This window comes from Bacteroides luhongzhouii (assembly GCF_009193295.2).
Taxonomy (GTDB): domain Bacteria; phylum Bacteroidota; class Bacteroidia; order Bacteroidales; family Bacteroidaceae; genus Bacteroides; species Bacteroides luhongzhouii.
The window spans coordinates 1,128,248-1,147,008 of sequence record NZ_CP059973.1 but is presented as its reverse complement, the minus strand read 5'-3'; the positions used below and the strand labels follow the sequence as shown (position 1 = coordinate 1,147,008).

7 protein-coding genes are annotated in these 18,761 nt (G+C 43.0%); 4 read left to right on the top strand and 3 right to left on the bottom strand.

Going from position 1 to position 18,761, the window contains the following annotated elements; translation table 11 throughout:
* Positions 1 to 4 precede the first annotated feature (4 nt).
* Genes GD631_RS04245 through GD631_RS04235 form a run of 3 tightly spaced genes read right to left on the bottom strand, consistent with a single transcriptional unit; the run spans position 5 to position 7,942 of the window.
* Positions 5 to 2,980 (bottom strand): SusC/RagA family TonB-linked outer membrane protein, encoded by a 2,976-nt coding sequence (locus tag GD631_RS04245; protein WP_143258852.1) that lies wholly within the window; start codon positions 2,978 to 2,980, stop codon positions 5 to 7.
* Positions 2,981 to 3,015: 35 nt separating this feature from the next.
* Positions 3,016 to 4,812 (bottom strand): RagB/SusD family nutrient uptake outer membrane protein, encoded by a 1,797-nt coding sequence (locus tag GD631_RS04240; RefSeq protein WP_143258853.1) that lies wholly within the window; start codon positions 4,810 to 4,812, stop codon positions 3,016 to 3,018.
* A 13-nt stretch (positions 4,813 to 4,825) separates the two neighbouring features.
* Positions 4,826 to 7,942, bottom strand: coding sequence for a SusC/RagA family TonB-linked outer membrane protein (locus GD631_RS04235; RefSeq protein WP_185911629.1), 3,117 nt, complete (start codon positions 7,940 to 7,942; stop codon positions 4,826 to 4,828).
* A 272-nt stretch (positions 7,943 to 8,214) separates the two neighbouring features.
* On the opposite strand from GD631_RS04235, the gene GD631_RS04230 reads away from it, so the two are divergent.
* The 4 genes from GD631_RS04230 (at position 8,215) to GD631_RS04215 (ending at position 18,758) form a co-directional block, all read left to right on the top strand.
* Entirely contained in the window at positions 8,215 to 12,249 is a 4,035-nt protein-coding gene (locus GD631_RS04230; protein WP_143258855.1) for a hybrid sensor histidine kinase/response regulator transcription factor, read from the top strand.
* A gap of 632 nt (positions 12,250 to 12,881) precedes the next feature.
* Positions 12,882 to 14,759 carry an alpha-L-fucosidase gene (locus GD631_RS04225; protein WP_143258856.1) on the top strand — a complete coding sequence of 626 codons (1,878 nt, stop codon included), beginning with the start codon at positions 12,882 to 12,884 and terminating at the stop codon, positions 14,757 to 14,759.
* A 71-nt stretch (positions 14,760 to 14,830) separates the two neighbouring features.
* Entirely contained in the window at positions 14,831 to 16,489 is a 1,659-nt protein-coding gene (locus GD631_RS04220) for a DUF4091 domain-containing protein (RefSeq protein WP_317174216.1), read from the top strand.
* 16 nt (positions 16,490 to 16,505) lie between these two features.
* The gene (locus tag GD631_RS04215) at positions 16,506 to 18,758 is read left to right on the top strand and encodes a glycosyl hydrolase family 95 catalytic domain-containing protein (RefSeq protein WP_143258858.1); all 2,253 of its coding nucleotides are present in this window, start codon (positions 16,506 to 16,508) and stop codon (positions 18,756 to 18,758) included.
* The last annotated feature ends 3 nt before the right edge of the window (positions 18,759 to 18,761 follow it).

Here is an 18,761-nt window from a genome sequence, read left to right as displayed (position 1 = left end):
GATATTAGAATTTAATACTGGCTCCGAAATAGACAGAGAACATATCCGGGTAGTTGACGCTGAAATCTTCGCAGTTCATGTATTTAACATGATCGAGCGAAAAAACATTGTTCGCACTGGCGAAGATACGGCATTGTTCCAGCTTGATTTTCGATATCCAGTTCTTCGGCAGGTCGTAATATACATTCAGGTTACGTAACTTCAGGTATTCACCATTTACCAGCCATTGCGTACTGTTTTGGAAATTATTGGCATTGTTCAGTGTTGACAAACGGGGTACATTGGCTATATCTTTTGTTTCTTCCGTCCAGCGGATTTTATCGTGCAGATACCATTTGGATATGTTGGTGTTATTGCGTAATGGCCAGTACACACTACTTGTATTCAGCATTTTGCTGAAACGTGTCGCTCCTTGGAACAAAGCGTCTACTCCGAAGCCTTTATACTCAAATCCAAGGCGAATGCCGCAATAGATCTCGGGAATACTGCTTGAATATCCGATGGCATGCTTGTCATTATCGTCGATAATACCATCGTTGTTCATGTCTTTGTATTTCACATCCCCCGGGCGTACTTCCGAGAATTGTTGCTTCGGACTATTTGCGATATCTGCCTCATCGCGGAAATAACCGATTGCTTCCAGACCAAATATTTGTCCGATAGCTGATCCTTTGCCGGACAGGTAACTCCAAGGCTTATAACCTTCTCCGTTTTCTACGACTTTGGTTTTGATATACGTCAGATTGGCTCCTACATAATAATGAAAGTCTTTGTGGCTATTATCTTTCCATTCCATACTTATTTCCAGTCCTTTCTTTTCTTCTTTGCCGGCATTTTGCTGGGGTACGCTGATACCGATGGCAGAAGAAATCAGATTGTCTGCTCCAATCAGCATATTGCTTCTTTTGTCGAGGAAGGCGTCTAATGTGACACTTAATTTGTTAAAGAGACGCATATCTATTCCTACATTGTATTTGTCGGAAACTTCGAGAGTCAGATTGTTCATAGCCAGTTTATCTTCTTTGTTACCGCTGGCCACGTTATTGGCATCGCCAAAGTAGTATTGTCCACCCCAGATATAGTATTGTTGAGTAAGTCCGTAGGGAATCTGGTCCCATCCGGCACGTCCGTAAGAAGCACGAATCTTCAAAAGATTTACAGCAGTCATTTTTTTCATGAATGATTCGTTGGATAACACCCAGGCAGCCGATACTGCCGGATAACTGCGGAACTTATCACCTTCGGGCAAAACGCTGGTCCCGTATTGATTGAATACCACATCCAGCAAATAAGTATTGTTGTAATTGTATCCTGCCATCCCCGTGATATACATACGTTTATAGGCATTATTGGCTCCCAGTCCTCTTTCCGACTCCTGACGATATAGAGCGGTGGCGTTCACTCCGTGTTTTCCGAACATGCGATCGTATTTTATCTGGGCTTCCAGACTAGTGTTGATATATTGCTCGGTCATTCCCCAACAACTGACGGTCAATGCACTGTTGTCTCCATAAACTTCAGACATGGCTTCTTTTTCTCCGGTGACAACATTGACTATCGGTGTGTTGACTGCATACTGGAAGTTCTTGCTACCTTGTTCTTTAAATACTGCATTATTATCGTAGGCAACAGCTACTTCGGCACTAAGTCCCGGAGTCAGCGATGACAAATCCTGCCGGATTCTCATGTCCGCCTGCAACATTCTGGGGTTTTCTTTGAAATAACCGATGTCTGCAATACGGGCAATCGGATTGTCTTTTAACACAGAGTTGCTACCCCACATTCCGTTAGAGGTTTTCACAGGGAAAGCACCGGAGGGAGTATTGAACAGACCGTAGAAAATGTCACTTTCATAAGTAGACGGACGTTTCCGTTCCCGTAGTGAACCTAACATGGTTAGTTGTGCCAGGGTAGAGGGAGTGACATCAATATCAATATTCATCCGTAAATCAAGTTCGTATTTTCTCATCTGTGCAGAATAACGATCGGAGTATTTGGCGTATTTGTCGTTCAATATTCCGTAATCATTCTTATAACTTAACATCGTGTAGTAACGTAAGTTTTTTCCTCCTCCGCGGAAATTGATGTCGAGCTGGTTGTTGACGGTATGTTTTCTCAATCCTTCGCCAAGCCAGTCAGAATTTGCATACAAATCCCGGTTGCTGCCGTTTTTGAAAGCGTCCAGTTCGTTGCGGGTATATTGCATTTCCAGTCCGTCATAGTACAAGGCTTCGTTCAAGGCTGCTGCATATTCATAGCCATTGGCAAATTCCGGTTGGTTGATGGGGAAGTCCATCCCGTATTTATAGTTGACGTTCACCTGCATTTTGGTGTTATATTGTCCTCGTTTTGTAGTTACGAGAATCACCCCATTGGCTCCGCGGGCTCCCCAAAGAGCAGTAGCCGGTCCATCTTTGAGTACGGTCACCGATTCTATTTCTACCGTGTTGAGACATTCGATAGGACGTGGAAAACCGTCTACCACAATCAAGGGATTATTACTGCCGCGTAGCAAAGTCGTGGGGTTCTGGGTCCAGCCGGTACGTTGCATTACTTCCAGTCCGGGAACCAATCCATAGAGAGCGTTAAAAGAATTGGGAGTTGCGTTTTTTTCGAGTTCTTCTGCAGTGACAACGGATACGGCTTGTGTTTGCCGGTCTGCGGTGCGGCTTGCCATTCCCATATTGACCATTCTGTCCTGCGGATCCAGTTTTATCTGAATAGATTTTCCGGTAGCCCTGATTCGTTTGCCAATGGCATCGGCATAGGAAACTACCATCCAGTCACCTTCTTCTCCATTCAATACAAATACTCCATTCCGGTCAGTGATGGCAGAGACGCTCGGAGTGTTGACCAGATGTACCTTAGCACCTGCAACAGGTGAGCCTAAGGCATCTGTCACTGTCCCTGTTATCTGCTGTGCCCAGGTAGTCACAGCAGATAGTAAAGCCATACTGATTACTATATATTTACGTTTCATACGTTTTCGATTTAAATTTGTCTTTTTATTGTTTATTACCATCCGGGATTCTGTACCAGTCCGTATTTCTTGTTGATTTCACTCAAAGGTATAGGGATCAGGAAATAACGGTCGCTCCAGTTTTTAATCCATCCCCTTTCGTTGTACACTTTTCTGTCTTTGGTGTAGGCAAAAACTCCCTGACTGTCTTTAGTGATAAAAAGACGCTCGATAGGAGTTTTAAACAAATCATCGCGTTTCCAGCGGGTCAGGTCGAAATAGCGTACCTCTTCATAGCCGAATTCGATGGCGCGCTCGTGCAGGATAGCTTCACGTAGTTCTGCTCCGGGAGTAGCTTTTGCTGTGGTCAGGTCCGGCATATTGACCCGGTTACGAACCATGTTAATATAATCATAAGCATCGTTTCCAAATTCATCTTTCGTGGTTGCTTTTCCCAGTTCATTCATTGCTTCGGCAATATTCAGATAGATTTCAGGCAGGCGGATCAATGGGCAGGAATAGAATTTTCCATTCACTTCATCGGCTCTGTCGCGTTGGAACTTGCGCATACCATATCCGTTATAGGTTAGACGGAACAGTACAGGTGAAATATCATCGCATCCTTCACTTTCTCCTTTGGCTATGCGGAGCTCACGTCCCCGGAATTGATCGCCGTTTACATAGAGGGTTTCGTACATACGAATATCACGTACGGGATTTCCCTGTGCGTCAAAGAAAGGATGTGCTTTGTGTGTTGGGTTGTTCCAGTCAAACGGGGTTCCGTCTGCCATTTCAAACATATCGGCATAGTTGGCACTGGCTCCTCCCATACCATAAAGCAATTCTCCGAAAGAATTGGTGCCTATGGTGTAATTGGTCCAACGGTGCGAGGAGATAAGCACTTCGCCGTTATAACGGTCAAAGTAGGCAGAGACAAAGTCTTCTCTCGGTTTTCCGGTATTTACCAGTTGGTAGAAATTGTTGTTCTCCTGATTTGCCCGAAGCATTTCCAGTCCGGCATCCAATGCGTCCTGCCAGCGGGATTCCGCGTAGTTTCCATACCATACATAATGCTTGTCGGCAGCTTCTCCAGCCATAAATGGCTTTTCATTGTTGAATAGAGGACTGGCGGCGAATAACAGGACACGTGATTTCAAAGCTAATGCTCCGGCGGCTGTCATTCTGCCTTCGTCGGCTGCATTTACTTTCCATGGAAGTATTCTTGCTGCTTCATCCAATAATCCTATTATCTTTTGCACGGTTTCCTCCACAGTCATACGGGTGGTTGTCATGTCGTCTTCGGGAAGATAGGAGTGGTCAATCCAGGGCATTCCTCCGAAGTAGCGTAACATCTGGGAATAATGGAAAGCTATAATCATCTTTGCTTCCGCTTTTCGAATACTCTTTTCACGTTCTGTCATATCCGGTACCCGGTCTACATTTTCCAGGAAGATATAGGCTTTTCGGATTCCCGTCATGGGAGACATACCAAAAGAAGGGTCGGAAGTTCCTTCATAAAGAATGTAGGGCATATCGCCGGTTGATGAACTGACATTTCCCGTATAGTAAGAGCGTATTCCATTGGGTTTGATCGCATCTCCCAAGTCAGTCATGCCTTCCAGTATACCCCAGCACAATCTTCCACCGGAGGGTAGGTAGTCGGGTAGCGAACGGTATACTTCGGCTAGTGCCTGTTCGGCATAAACTTTATGTGCGTATACCGTATCGATCGTAATGTCTGTGGTGAACGGCTTGTCAAGAAAAGCATTCCCGAATTTGAAGTCCTCGCATGCACCTGTCGACAATAGTAGTACGGCTGCAATGCCTGTATGTAATAGGTTTCTTCTTTTCATGATTTTAGATGGCTTAGAAAGTTAAGTTTATTCCTATATTATAGATTTTAATAATCGGATAAGAGTCAGTCAGCCCCGGTGTACATTCCGGATCCATAATTTTGAAACTGTCGAAAGTCAACAAATTATATCCGCTAAATTTGATACCTAATTGAGATATTCCCAGTTTCTTGAGTGCTTTCCGTTCTTTGAAGTTGTATCCGATTGTGAGTGTTTTCAATTTCAGGAAGTTCCCGTTTTTTACCCATAAAGAAGAGGTGTAACTGTTGTAGTCCATTGACTTGGTGGCAAAACGCGGCACGGTTGCTGTTTCAGCTGTTGCCGGTGTCCAGCGGTTATCAGCATGGAACTGCATCAGGGCATTGTTGGCATTGTTTCCGAATGGTTTGCGGAAGAAATAGTCAAGAACCAGTGAACGCTCGGTAGCGGCTGTCCAGTTCATGGAGAAGAAAAAGCCTTTATAGTCCGCTCCATAGTTCAAACCCCAGGTGTAGGCAGGACGTGTAGGATTACCAATGGCACGTTGGTCGTCATCAGTAATCAGACCGTCGCCGTTCAAATCGGTATACTTCACATCACCCGGAGATACATCCATGGTTGGTTTCGGGAGTCCTTCTTTTAGTTTGCCATCCTTGAAATCGTTGTCATTATAGAATCCGTCTGCTACGTATCCGAAGATTGTCCCGACGGGTTGTCCGGTTCTCCATTGGTAGGGTTCGTTGGGTTCCACTTCATCCTGGAAGATAATCTTGTTCCTATTATAGGAAACATTGGCGTTGATATAGTAGTGAAGTTTGCCTTTAATGAGATCTTCCCATTTCAGGTCTATTTCATATCCATGGTTTTTGACACGTCCCATATTGACTACCGGCAAGTTGTCACTTGTCAGATTGGTGGTGATAGGAATAGTCTGTCTTTTAATGAGGATATCTTTCCGGTCTTCGAAGAAAATATCGGCACTGACCTTCAAACGATTGTTGAGGAAGTTGACATCAATACCGTAGTTTTGCTTCAAGGCTGTTTCCCAGCTTACGTTTGGATTACCGATGCGGCTTTCAATCGCTCCTTTTATCATGTTGCCATTATTAAAGCCGAAATTATACCCATTCTTGTAAGCGTTCCAGTAATCTTTTTCACCGGGTAACTGGTCTACCAGCCAAGAATTGGATAGATAGAGGAAACGGTTGTCACTGATATTGTCATTACCTACCAGGCCGATCGAAGCACGTAGTTTCAAATAATCCACTACTTTCTGTTTTTTCATGAATGCTTCTTCAGAAATCACATAACCGATAGAACCGGAAGGGAAGAAACCAAAACGTTTCTCCGGTGCAAAGTTCTCGGAACCATTGTATCCGAAATTGAATTCACCCACATAACGGGACTTATAATCATAAGTCAGACGTCCCACTAATCCTACATAAGCAGTCGGTACTTCCGTGAAAGTTTTGGGGTAGTATTTTTTGCTTTGGTTATATAATAAGAGCCCGCCAACATTGTGTTCGCCGAATTTACGGTTATAACGCAGACTTGCTTCAAAGTACCAGTCACGTCCTCTTGTGTTATTATCTTCACTGTAACTCAAGCGTTTGTTTTGACCGGATACACGATAGACAATCGTTTTGTTGTAGGATGGATCATTCATATCAAGTCCAGGACTTTCCAAAGCCGATTGGTAATACGGAGTATAGGTTTCTACCGAACCATAACGTTTTTGTTTAAACACATAATAAGTGTTATAGGCTCCTTTCGCTTCTACGGATAATCCTTTCGTGATGAAATCAAGCTTTTGGGTTAATTGCAAGTCCATATTCATGGTATTGCTGGTTGCCTGGTCATATCCTTGTCCGTAGTAACGTCCCAGTGCATTGTTGTCCATCAGGACGCCGTCATATTTTCCCGGGTCGGTCAGTACAAGTTTACCATCTATAACACCCGGACTGTTGAATGGCTGTGCCATATTGATAAGAGAGAATAATCCGTAAGGATAATCCTGGTCATTCGGTTCGTGAGTGATACCGACGATACCTCCTAAGCCGACTTTCAGTAACGTAGACTTGGTGATGTCAAGGTCGAGGTTACCCCGGTAGTTATATCGGGTATAGCTATAATTATTATTGTAATCCAATTCTTTAAATTGCCGGAAAAGTCCGTCCTGCCATAAAAAGCCCATGGAAATGAAGTAACGCACGCGGTCAGTTCCTCCACTTATGTTCAGGTTGTGCTGTGTCTGTATGGACGAGTTTTTCATGATATATTTTCTCCAGTTTATATTGGGATACATGATGGGGTCGTCACCCAAACGGAAGCGTTCCAGCGCATAGTCGTCGAAGGTATGTTTGCTCTTCCCGTCATTATCATTCATTTCATTAAATAAGGTGGCGTAGGTGTAACTGTCTGCCATCTTTAATATACGGGTAGGTTGCTGGACGCCGACAGAAGAAGTGATAGAGATTGTTGCCTTACCTTCCTGACCACGACGGGTGGTTACCAGGATAACACCATTGGCACCACGTACTCCGAATACAGCTGTCGCCGATGCGTCCTTCAATACTGTAACACTTTCTATTTCATTCGGGTCCATCTGGAAGAATGAACGTTCTACCCCGTCTACTAATATAAGAGGAGAAGAAGCGCCTTCTGTCAACGATCCTACTCCACGAATATAAATAGAAGGATCTTCTTTTCCGGGTTGTCCGCTGGTAGAGACAGAAGATAATCCGGTTACCTGTCCGGCTAGTGAACTTGCAATACTTGCATTGGGAGAACGGAGCAGTCCGTCGGTTTTAACGGAGGAGATAGCACCTGTTAGTGTCTCTTTCTTCTGCGTACCGTATGCCACTACCATGACTTCGTTTAGTGCATTGGCTACTTCTGCCAAGGTTACACTGACTTTTGTTTTGCCTTTAAGGGCAATTTTTTGTGTCTCATAGCCTACATACGAAATTTGTAAAACGGCTGTTTTTGCATCGGGAATATTCAATTTGAAATTCCCGTCAACATCTGTGATCACTCCGTGCTGGCTACCGACCAGTAATACGGTGGCTCCAATGACTTCATCCCCTCTTTCATCTCGAACATTACCTGTGACGGTAACTTGGGCAAAGATAAAAGATGTAGTTAGCAGCATGATCAATAACGACATGATTCGTTTGCTTTCTGGTACATGCATTTTCATGATTATTAAATTTACGATTAAAATGATACGCAAATCTCGTCACTAATCGTCCGTCCGTCTCTACTTACCGTACAAACGAGTGGCATTTTCCGTACAAATCTGCAATTTTGCCCTAAAATATCTAATTTAATCGGAGAATTATACAGAAAGAAGACTAATTTTGCATACAGAACCGGGACGATATAGTGTTTTATAACTAATACTAAATGATACGAATACACCATATGAGGAACAAGACGATAATAATCCGGCTATTTTTTCTTTTGAGCTTTGCCGTTTTTCCTTCGGCTTATGCACAGGATATGTCTTTCAATTATCTGACTACCGATAACGGACTTTCGCAATTTACCGTATATGCACTTTATAATGACGAATGGGGACAAATCTGGATTGGAACCCGGGATGGTCTGAATGTTTATAACGGTAATCGCATTAAAACCTATAAGGAGGAAAAAGGGAATCCGACCACTCTGTTGGGACGTACTGTCAGAAGAATTTGCGGCAATGGAAAGGGGCTGATATACGTACTTACCACAGAAGGAATCAGTAAATTCGATATGAAGACTGAAACATTCACTCACATTTCCGATAAACAGAAAGAGTGGATGACCGCTATTACTTATTGTGATGGCAAATTGTTTATGGGTACCTATGGCAGGATATATGAAAGAGAGGAAACGACCGGAGTACAAACATCCTATTGTAACTTTCCGGGACAGGTGTTGCCTAATTGTCTGTTGAAGGATAAGTCCGGACGATTCTGGATTGGCTCTTACAACGATGGCCTCTATGTCATGGATCCGGAGGGTAAAGAGGAACGACATCTTTTTGCGGGTACTTATATCTATAATCTTTATCAGGATTCTAATGGAGATGTATGGGTTTGCATGTGGGATAATGGTTTATATCGTATTTCCAAGAATGGGCAGATGATCCATTATCAAAGGGAGGCGGGAAGTATAAACAGTATTGCCGACAATTCCGTCCGCAATGTTTGTGAAGATGAACAGGGGAATTTTTGGATAGGCACTGAACGAGGACTGGATAAACTGGATAAGAAAACCGGAGTCTTTACTCATTTTACTACTACGGATGCTCCCGGCAGCTTAAGTGATTCTTCCATATTCAGTATTCTCAAAGATCATCAGGGAACCTTTTGGATAGGTACATATTTCGGAGGAGTCAACTATTTTAATCCCGATTATAAGATATATACCCATTATAAATTGTCTAAGAATGAATGCGAGGGGCTTAGCTCTCCCATTGTAGGGACTATTATTGAAGGAGAAGAAGGACAACTCTGGATTGCTACGGAAGGAGGAGGATTGAATCTGTATGATCGCCGGACAAAAGAATTTAAGTGGTACAGGCATATAGAAGGGATAAACAGTCTTTCACAAAACAAAGTTAAGTGTCTGTATTATGATCGTCAACGCAATTCTGTCTGGGTTGGTACCCATCAGGGAGGATTCAATAAATTGGACTTGCGAACCGGGCGTTTCTTACACTATAATGTGAATAAGGAGGACCATGCATCGGATGTGGTATTGAGTATCGTAGGTTATCAGGATAAACTAGTCATTGCCTCTTATGACGGAGTGTATCTTTTCCATCCTGAAACAGCTTCCTTTACCTTGCTGACTGATGTGCTGGCGCATTATCTTAAGATTGATTCGAAAGGAAGTCTCTGGATAGCGGTGGAGGGTAAAGGTGTGTATTGTTACAATATGGACACTAAAGAGTCTATACTTTATTCTTTTGATCTGAATAAGAAAAACAGTATTAGTGATAATATGGTTACCTGCATTGCAGAGGATAGGAACCAGCGAATCTGGCTAAGTACGATGGGAGGAGGACTGAATCTGTATCGTCCTGAAACAAATGATTTTGAACGCTTTACATCCAGGCAGGATGGATTGGGGAGTGACTGTGTGTACTCTGTTTGTGAATCTCAAAACGGACGTCTTTTATTGACTACCAATCAGGGGTTTTGCATTTTTGATCCGGTTAGCCGGATGTTCAGTAACTATAATCATGCCAATGGCTTTCCTTTTACTACTTTGAATGAAGGTTCTTTGTGCCAGACTAGGGATGGAGAAATTTTCCTGGGAGGAATGAATGGTATGGTTTCTTTCTATGAAAAACAGCTGAACATTGTCTACAAGCATTATCGGATTATTCCCGATCGGTTGTTGGTGAATGGAAATGAAGTTCATGTAGGCGATAATTCGGGGATTCTTTCGGTCTCTCTTTACGATGCTTCTTCTATCGTATTGAAAAGTAATCACTCGATATTCAGTTTCGAGTTTGCGGCATCCAATTATCTTCCGGCCAATAAAGATGAAATCGTTTATCGGTTAGATGGCTTTTCGAAGGACTGGACTAGCACACGAGGACAGAACACAATTACCTATACTAATTTACCTGCCGGAGAGTATACATTGTTGATTAAATCAATTGGTAAGAATAAAGCGTTTCAGGCAGATTACCGGCTGGATATTTGTGTGTTGCCTCCTTTCTATAAAACGACATGGGCGTATCTTATTTATATAGCAATTGCCGGCGGACTTTTATATTATGTAGTCAGGACTTATCAGACGCGTTTCCATCTTCGCGAATCATTGAAATATGAACAGCAGCATATCCGTGATGTGGAGGAGATGAACCAATCCAAACTTCGTTTCTTTACGAATATTTCTCATGAATTCCGTACACCGCTTACAATCATTATAGGGCAGATGGAGACATTGTTGCAGATGCAGGCATTTGCTCCTTCCATTTATAATAAATTACTGAATGTCTATAAGAATGGTATTCAGCTTCGGGAGTTGATTTCAGAGTTGCTCGATTTTCGCAAACAAGAGCAAGGGCACATGAAGATAAAAGTCCGCAGGCACAATTTGATTGATTTCTTATATGAAAATTATTTGCTTTATGCGGAATATGCGGCTACCCGGCAGATTGATTTCCGTTTCGTGAAGGAAGAGGAAGATTTGGAAGTATGGTACGATGCGCGGCAGATACAGAAAATTATTAGTAATTTACTTTCTAATGCTTTTAAATATACGCCTCAATCCGGTGCAATTGTGATTCATGTCTACAGAAAGGTTGATGAAGCAGTAGTTGAAGTGCGGAACAGTGGGAAGGGGATTGAGCCGGAGGAACTGGAGAAGATTTTCACCCGTTTTTATCAGGTAGAGAAAAGCTCTACTGTATCTGAAGGTACTGGCATCGGTCTGGCTTTGAGCAAAGGGTTGGCGGAACTTCATCATGGAACTTTGACTGCAAACAGTATTCCCGATGAGGAAACTGTATTTATTCTTACATTAAAATTGGGTAAAGAGCATTTCACTGATGAACAGCTGGACGAAATGACAAAAAATGAAGTGGTGGCAGCAAAAACAGATGCGTTTCTTATCACAGGGCAGGAGGAACAGGAAGAAGAACCGGTAAAAGAACGTATCAAAGGAGCTAAAATGCTGATTGTGGAAGATAATGATTCGTTGCGTGAAATGCTGGCAGGGTTATTCTCACCCTATTACGAAGTATTGACTGCCGCTGACGGAGAAGAAGGGTTGCAGAAAGGCAGGGAGGAACAGCCGGATATTATTCTTAGCGATGTAGTGATGCCCCGAATGACGGGAACCGAATTGTGCAAGGAGATAAAATCAGATTTTGCCACCTGTCATATTCCTGTGGTACTTCTTACGGCCCGCACTGCGATTGAGCATACATTGGAGGGGCTGCGTACCGGTGCGGATGATTATATAACGAAACCCTTCCATACCAGTCTGCTTATCTCCCGTTGTAATAACCTGGTAAACAGCCGGCGTATCTTACAGGAGAAATTCAGCAAGCAACCACAAGCACCTGCGCGGATACTGGCTACTAATCCTATGGACGAAGATTTACTGGAACGTACGATGGAAATTATCGAACGGAACATGGATAACTCTGAATTTAGTTTGAGTGAGCTGATTCGTGAGTTATGTATGTCCCGCACCTACTTTTTTCAGAAAATAAAAGGTATCACAGGACAGACACCTAATGAGTTCCTTTCTACCGTTCGCCTGAAACGGGCCGCTTTTTTGTTGAGAAGTGACCTGACGTTAAGTATCTCGGAAATCTCCGATAAGACCGGATTCAGCTCACCACGTTATTTTGGCCGTTGTTTCAAGGAAGCTTACGGAGTAAGTCCTTTAGGATATAGGAATAAGGCGAAAGAAGACGAAGAGCAAGGCGAAAAAGACGAAGAGTGATTGTTGAAGCAGATAACAAGGTGTGTTATTAACATTCCAAATTTATGAATGATATGTTTGTATCCAATATTTACTGTTTATTCCAGCTGAAATCATTCATTTGTTTTCTTGTCTTTCTTGTCTGTTGAAAATAGTTTACCATTTATGCACAGACTCTTTTTTTAGTTTATAATAAAAAACTTCATCGTTTATTATAAACGGGTCTGGAGTTTATTATAAACTCTCATCTACCGTTTTAGTAGTTTCTACTTAATTTTATGCAACAAAAAAAGCTGCAAACCCCATAAAAGTTTGCAGCCTTAGGCCTTCAGAGAATTATTTATGTTCTAGCTTTTACAAGAATCAGTTAAGCGAATTGTTGTAATATTATACTTTTCAAAAGTAGGGTATAGATTTTTATATAGATTTATGTCTTCCATGTTAAGTTTTAAATTATACGTTATGTCTACAAATATACAACAAAAAAAGCGTTTGTCAAGTCTTCCGGATAGTTTAGCGTTCATTTAAGAAAAAGGTGAGAAGAAATGCGTTGTTTTGTACGCAGAGTTACCCTGTATTGTACGCTTTCGGTCACATGAAAACTCTTTCATAACCTACTTTTGTAACGAAATCTAATATAAAAGAAAGTAGTTATGAATAGAATCTGGTTTATACTTGTTGCAAGTCTGTTACTTTTGAGTTGCAGCAAGCAAACTTCCGAAAAAGAAGTTCTGCCCCGTACACAAAAAGAGAGAGTCAGGTGGTTTGAAGAAGCGCGGCTCGGCATAATGATCCATTGGTCATTGTGTACTCCGGCATCCGGTCGCTTTTATGGCGAGAAGGTGAGGAACTCGGAATATGCCGAATGGATCCGCTGTCATAATAAAGTGCAGAAGGCTGACTGGGACAAGATGGCGAAACGTATGCCTATCTCCGAAAAAGAGATAGAAGACTGGGTGATTGCTACCAAAGAGGGAGGGTTCAAGTATCTAACTTTTGTGACAAAACATCATGATGGAGTCGCTTTTTGGAACTCCAAAGTAAGTGATTATACTTATGGAAACTTATCTGGTACTCATTTTGATGTATTGAAGTGCCTGAAGGAAAAGTGTGAAAAACATGGCATTATTTTGTGTGCTTATTATTCTCAATGGCTGGATTGGGGAGATATGAACGGACGTAATAATGACTGGGATTATGCAGATGAACAGAAACCTGATTTTGACAGGATTGCAGCCGGACGTGGAGAGGTTGATGCACCTTATCGGCAACTACCTACTGACGAAGCTTATGATAAATACTGGCGTGAGAAAGCAATGCCGCAAGTAGCCGAGTTAGTCAAAGATTATGGCGTAAAACTATTCTGGTTTGACTGTTGGCGTGCGGATCCTGTTGCCGAGGGACAGATGACGGAAAAACAGATGCGTGATATGCTTGCCATGATTCGCCAATTAGACCCTACAGTGCTGGTGAATACTCGTTTGGGAATTCATGAAGTGGGTGATGATGGAGTAGACTTCCAAACGATGGGAGATAATCAGTTCCCTGATCAACCGTTGGGGCATACTTGGGAAACAGCAGCTACCTTTAACCACACTTGGGGATATAACCGTGATGATCAGAACTGGCGTTCTACTACTTACTTTGTCCGTGAGATTGTGAAAGGGATATATAAAGGAGGAAATGTTATGTTGAATATTGGTCCCCGTGCCGACGGTTCTATTCCCCCGGAAATTAAAACCCGAATACGTGAAATTGGAGAAATGATACATAAGAATAAAGTCGGGTTTCATGGTACCTATCCTTCTCCTTTTGCAGAAGATTCACAAGATTGGGGGCTTATAACCCAACGTGCTGAAGGAGACAAAACGAAAGTCTATTTACATGTTTTTGAGTGGCCTTCGGATGGAATAATCCGGGTCAATGGACTGAAAAGCAAAGTGCTGAAAGCACGTATTCCTTCTTTGGGAGATCAAAAAATCACATTTGTTCAGAAAGGATTATTACTCCATGTGCAGGGACCTGTACGTGAGCCGGTTGGCTATGATTCGGTTGTTGAATTGGAAGTTGAAGGAGGGGTGCAGGTTGAAAATGGCTTCTGTGGTGAAATTAATTTCGGAGGTATTCAGATGGGACAGGCGAAAGCCGTTTTGACAGGAGGAGTGGAACGTGCTATAGGGACGGATGTCACTGGTGTCGGCTATATTTCTCCGACTAGTATTCGTAAATGGAACTCTATGAATAGTCGTGCCTCTTGGAAAGTGTATATTCCCGAAAAAAGTGAAAGAGAGTTGACTATCTGTTATTCTTGTGATTCGCTTTCGGCAGGTCAGCCTTATCGGGTTGAAGTGGAAGGTGCGGGAGTGATTGAAGCAAAGACTTTAGCAGGGCCTAAAGGGTTTGAGGAATTCTATACCCGTCATTTGGGCAAGATTAAATTTCCACATGCCGGAATTTATACCATCCATGTCCGTCCTGCGGCTGCTCCCCGGAAAGAATTGTTTGGACTGAACTGGTTGTTCCTTGAGTAAAATTGATGATATATAATACCAAGAGATAAAACACTATGAATAAGAATTTCTTAGCGAGTCTGTCACTACTGATGTTAGTTGTCTCTTCTATAGGGGCGCAACAACGGCAGACACAGGATTTGATTTTGCAGTGGGGAAGTACCGATGTGCGTTATCCCCGTAATGAAGTTCCGGTATGGCAAGGAAACAAGCAATGGGAAACCAATGCATGGAAAGGTGAACGTGTCAATGCACAAGCCGTATTGTGGACAAAGCAATCTTTAAAGAATGTCCGTATAACTGTTAGCGACTTGAAATGCGGGAAAAATGTAATTCCTGCTTCAGCAACTACTGCTAGTTTTGTCGGTTATGTTTGGACGGACGAATTGAATAAGGATCGCAAAAGCGGCTGCAGTGACCGTCCCAATAAGGCTGACTGGGATTCTTCTCTCGTTGCGGATGTGCTTGAAGTCCGTAAATCACTGGATATTGAGGCGCAGTGTACGCAACCTCTATGGGTAAATATATGGGTGCCGCAAGATATTCCCAGTGGAGTTTATAAGGGAGCATTGACTGTCTCCGGAGAGAACTTTGCCGATATGCGCCTTCCGATGAGAATCAATGTACAAAAAAGAACATTGCCTGACCCTGCTCAATGGGTTTTTCATCTTGACTTATGGCAGAACCCGTATGCTGTGGCACGCTATTATAATGTTCCTTTGTGGAGCCGGCAGCATTTCGATATTATGAAACCCTTGATGCAGCAGTTGGCAAATGCCGGGCAGAAAGTTATCACAGCTTCGGTGATGCATCATCCATGGGCGGGGCAGACAGAAGATCCTTTTGACAGTATGGTATTCCGTATGAAGAAAATAGACGGGAGCTGGGTGTATGACTATACCGTATTCGACCGTTGGGTAGAGTTTATGATGAGTTTGGGTATTGATCGTCAGATTAATTGCTATACATTGGTTCCGTGGGCCTTGAAGTTTGATTATTACGATCAGGCTACCAATCGTATTCGCTTTGTAGAAGCCAAGCCCGGTGAGGCTGCTTATGAAGACTATTGGTTCAGTTTTTTAAAGGATTTTGCAGGGCATCTACGCCAGAAGGGGTGGTTCGAGAAAACGACTATTGCTATGGATGAGCGGGAAAAAAGTATGATGCAGAAAGCGTTCGATTTGATATTTCGTGCTGATGCCGGATATAAAGTTTCCGGTGCCGGAGACTATTATCCGGAGATAGAACCGAAAATGTATGATCTTTGTCTGGCATACGGACATACGTTACCGGACTCGGTAAGGGAAGAGCGGAGGAGGAGTGGAAAGCTCTCTACTGTATATACTTGCTGTATTGAAGCCTATCCCAACACTTTTACTTTCTCCGAACCGGCTGAAGCCAGTTGGCTGATGTGGCATGCTGTTGCCGGAGGATATGATGGTTATTTGAGATGGGCATACAACAGTTGGACGAAAGATCCGCTTCATGATTCCCGTTTCCGTTCTTGGGCAGCCGGAGACTGTTATCTGGTATATCCCGGGAGCAGTAGTATCCGGATGGAACGTTTGGTGGAAGGTATTCAGGATGCTGAAAAAATCAGAATACTCCGTAAGGAGTTTGCAGAGAGTGGCGAGGCGGCTAAACTGAAAAAACTGAATCAGACAGTGGCCGGTTTCATGCCCGAAAAGTTGAATGGGCAAAATGCGTCACAAATGGTTCGTAACGGTAGAAATCTACTTAATACTTTTTAAATAGTTTGATTGAAGAATGATGGTGGATGTAAAGTATATACTGTTTACAGTGACTCTATGGATGGGATTGTTTACTTCTTGCACAAGCAGTGAAGAGGAGAGCAAACTGCCTCAATCTTGCCATGGTCTGAATCTGACAGAGCTGCCTCAACGTTGGGATGAGGCTATTCCTTTAGGTAATGGCCTGACAGGAGGATTACTCTGGCAGAAAGATGGTAAACTCCGGTTGGCTATCGACCGTGCTGATCTTTGGGATTTACGTCCGGTGGAGGCATTTAAATCGCCTGACCATACCTATCGGTTTATCTGTGACCAGGTTCGTAAAAAAGATATGCGACCTGTATACGCATTGATTGATGACCGGACAGCTAATGATCCTGCTCCTACTAAAATTCCTGCCGGAGCTTTGGAATTTGATATTCATAAATTGGGTAAAGTAAAGAAAGTGGCGCTGGATGTAGCAACTGCGGTATGTACTATTCTTTGGGAGAATGATGTGCAAGCTCGTTTTTTTATTCCTGCGGAGGGAAACGGGGGACGTTTCCGTTTTGAAAATCTGCCGGATACTCTTTCTCCTGAATTATTAGCTCCACTTTATCAGGGACATATTACAGAGTCTGATCATCAGCCCGGTGTAAATGACTTGTCGGCATTGGGGTATCAATCGGGTACTATCATTTCTCCCGCTCCCGGAAGATTACTTTATCGGCAACAAGCATGGGGAGATGTTTCTTATGAAATTGGTGTGCAATGGGAGCGACCACATACCGGAGTGTTGGAAGGCGGATATTATGTGACCTCTAAAGGTACATGGTATTCGGAAGATACTGCTACGGTGGATCATTTGGATATTAGTTTTGATGAAGCATTGGCTTCTCATCAAAACTGGTGGGAACAATATTGGAAACAATCATCTGTCAGCCTGCCGGATACACTGTTGGAGAGACAATGGTACCTGGAAATGTATAAGTTTGGTGCAGCTTCCCGTAGGAAGGCACCTCCTATCTGTCTGCAAGCAATATGGACAGCGGATAATGGACAGACTCCACCATGGAGAGGAGATTTTCACAGTGACCTGAACACACAATTAAGTTATTGGGCGGGATATACAGCTAATCACTTGGAAGAGTCTGCCGTATTTACAGATTGGCTGTGGAAAATTAAAGAAAATTCGGAACAGTTTACCCGTCAGTTTTTTCAGGTAGAAGGACTGAATGTGCCATGCATTGCCACTCTGACAGGTCAACCTATCGGTGGGTGGAATCCGTATTCTCATTCACCTACTACGGCCGGATGGCTATCTTATCATTTTTACCAGCAATGGAAGTATGGCATGGACTTGCAGTTCCTGAAAGAACGGGCTTATCCTTGGGTGAAAGAGGTGGCACGTTTCTTTGAAAATGTTTCGATATACGACAAACAAGGTAAGCGTAAGTTACCGTTATCTTCCTCTCCCGAAATCAATGATAACCGGATAGATGCCTGGTTTATGAATACTACTAATTATGACTTGGCTAATATCCGGATTACTTACACGGTTGCCAAAGAAATGGCGGAAGCTTTGGGGGTGATGGATGAAGCGGCTCATTATGCCCGGCAGTTGGATGAATGGCCGGATGAAGCTGTAGATGAGAGCGGATTGCTGATAGCTCCCGGAAAACCGATGGATGAATCTCACCGTCATTTCTCACATCTGTTGTCGTTCCATCCCTTTGGGCTTATTGATGTCAGCCAGGGAATTAAAGCGACTAATCTTATTTTACGTTCTATCAAAAATGTGGAAGATCTTGGTCCGGATTACTGGACAGGTTATACATATGCTTGGTTGGCGAATATGAAAGCCCGTGTAGCAGATGGCAATGGAGCTTTGAGAAATTTGCATATTTTTATGAACGCTTTTTGTTCGCCCAATAGTTTCCATTTGAATGGAGATCAGACCCGTAGTGGCTATTCACAATATACCTATCGTCCGTTTACGCTGGAGGGAAATTTTGCTTGTGCTGCAGCGATACAGGAGATGTTACTTCAAAGTCATACGGGAGTCATCAAAGTATTTCCTGCTCTGCCTACTTCCTGGAAAGATGTTTCTTTCCGGAACCTGCGGGCGATGGGAGCTTTTCTGGTTTCGGCTTCGTATGTCGATGGAGAAGTGGCTTCTATTGCTGTTACTTCGGAAAAAGGCGGTCGGATGAGACTTGATAATCCTTTTACCAGTGAGATTACGGAGAAGGTGATGAAACCGGGAGAGACAATTGTGTTTGGAAATTAAATT

Coding starts and splice junctions, on each gene's coding strand:
- GD631_RS04225 (WP_143258856.1), top strand. CDS start 12,882: ATGAATAGAATCTGGTTTATACTTGTTGCAAGTCTGTTACTTTTGAGT.
- GD631_RS04230 (WP_143258855.1), top strand. CDS start 8,215: ATGAGGAACAAGACGATAATAATCCGGCTATTTTTTCTTTTGAGCTTT.
- GD631_RS04215 (WP_143258858.1), top strand. CDS start 16,506: ATGATGGTGGATGTAAAGTATATACTGTTTACAGTGACTCTATGGATG.
- GD631_RS04240 (WP_143258853.1), bottom strand. CDS start 4,812: ATGAAAAGAAGAAACCTATTACATACAGGCATTGCAGCCGTACTACTA.
- GD631_RS04220 (WP_317174216.1), top strand. CDS start 14,831: ATGTTAGTTGTCTCTTCTATAGGGGCGCAACAACGGCAGACACAGGAT.
- GD631_RS04235 (WP_185911629.1), bottom strand. CDS start 7,942: ATGCTGCTAACTACATCTTTTATCTTTGCCCAAGTTACCGTCACAGGT.
- GD631_RS04245 (WP_143258852.1), bottom strand. CDS start 2,980: ATGAAACGTAAATATATAGTAATCAGTATGGCTTTACTATCTGCTGTG.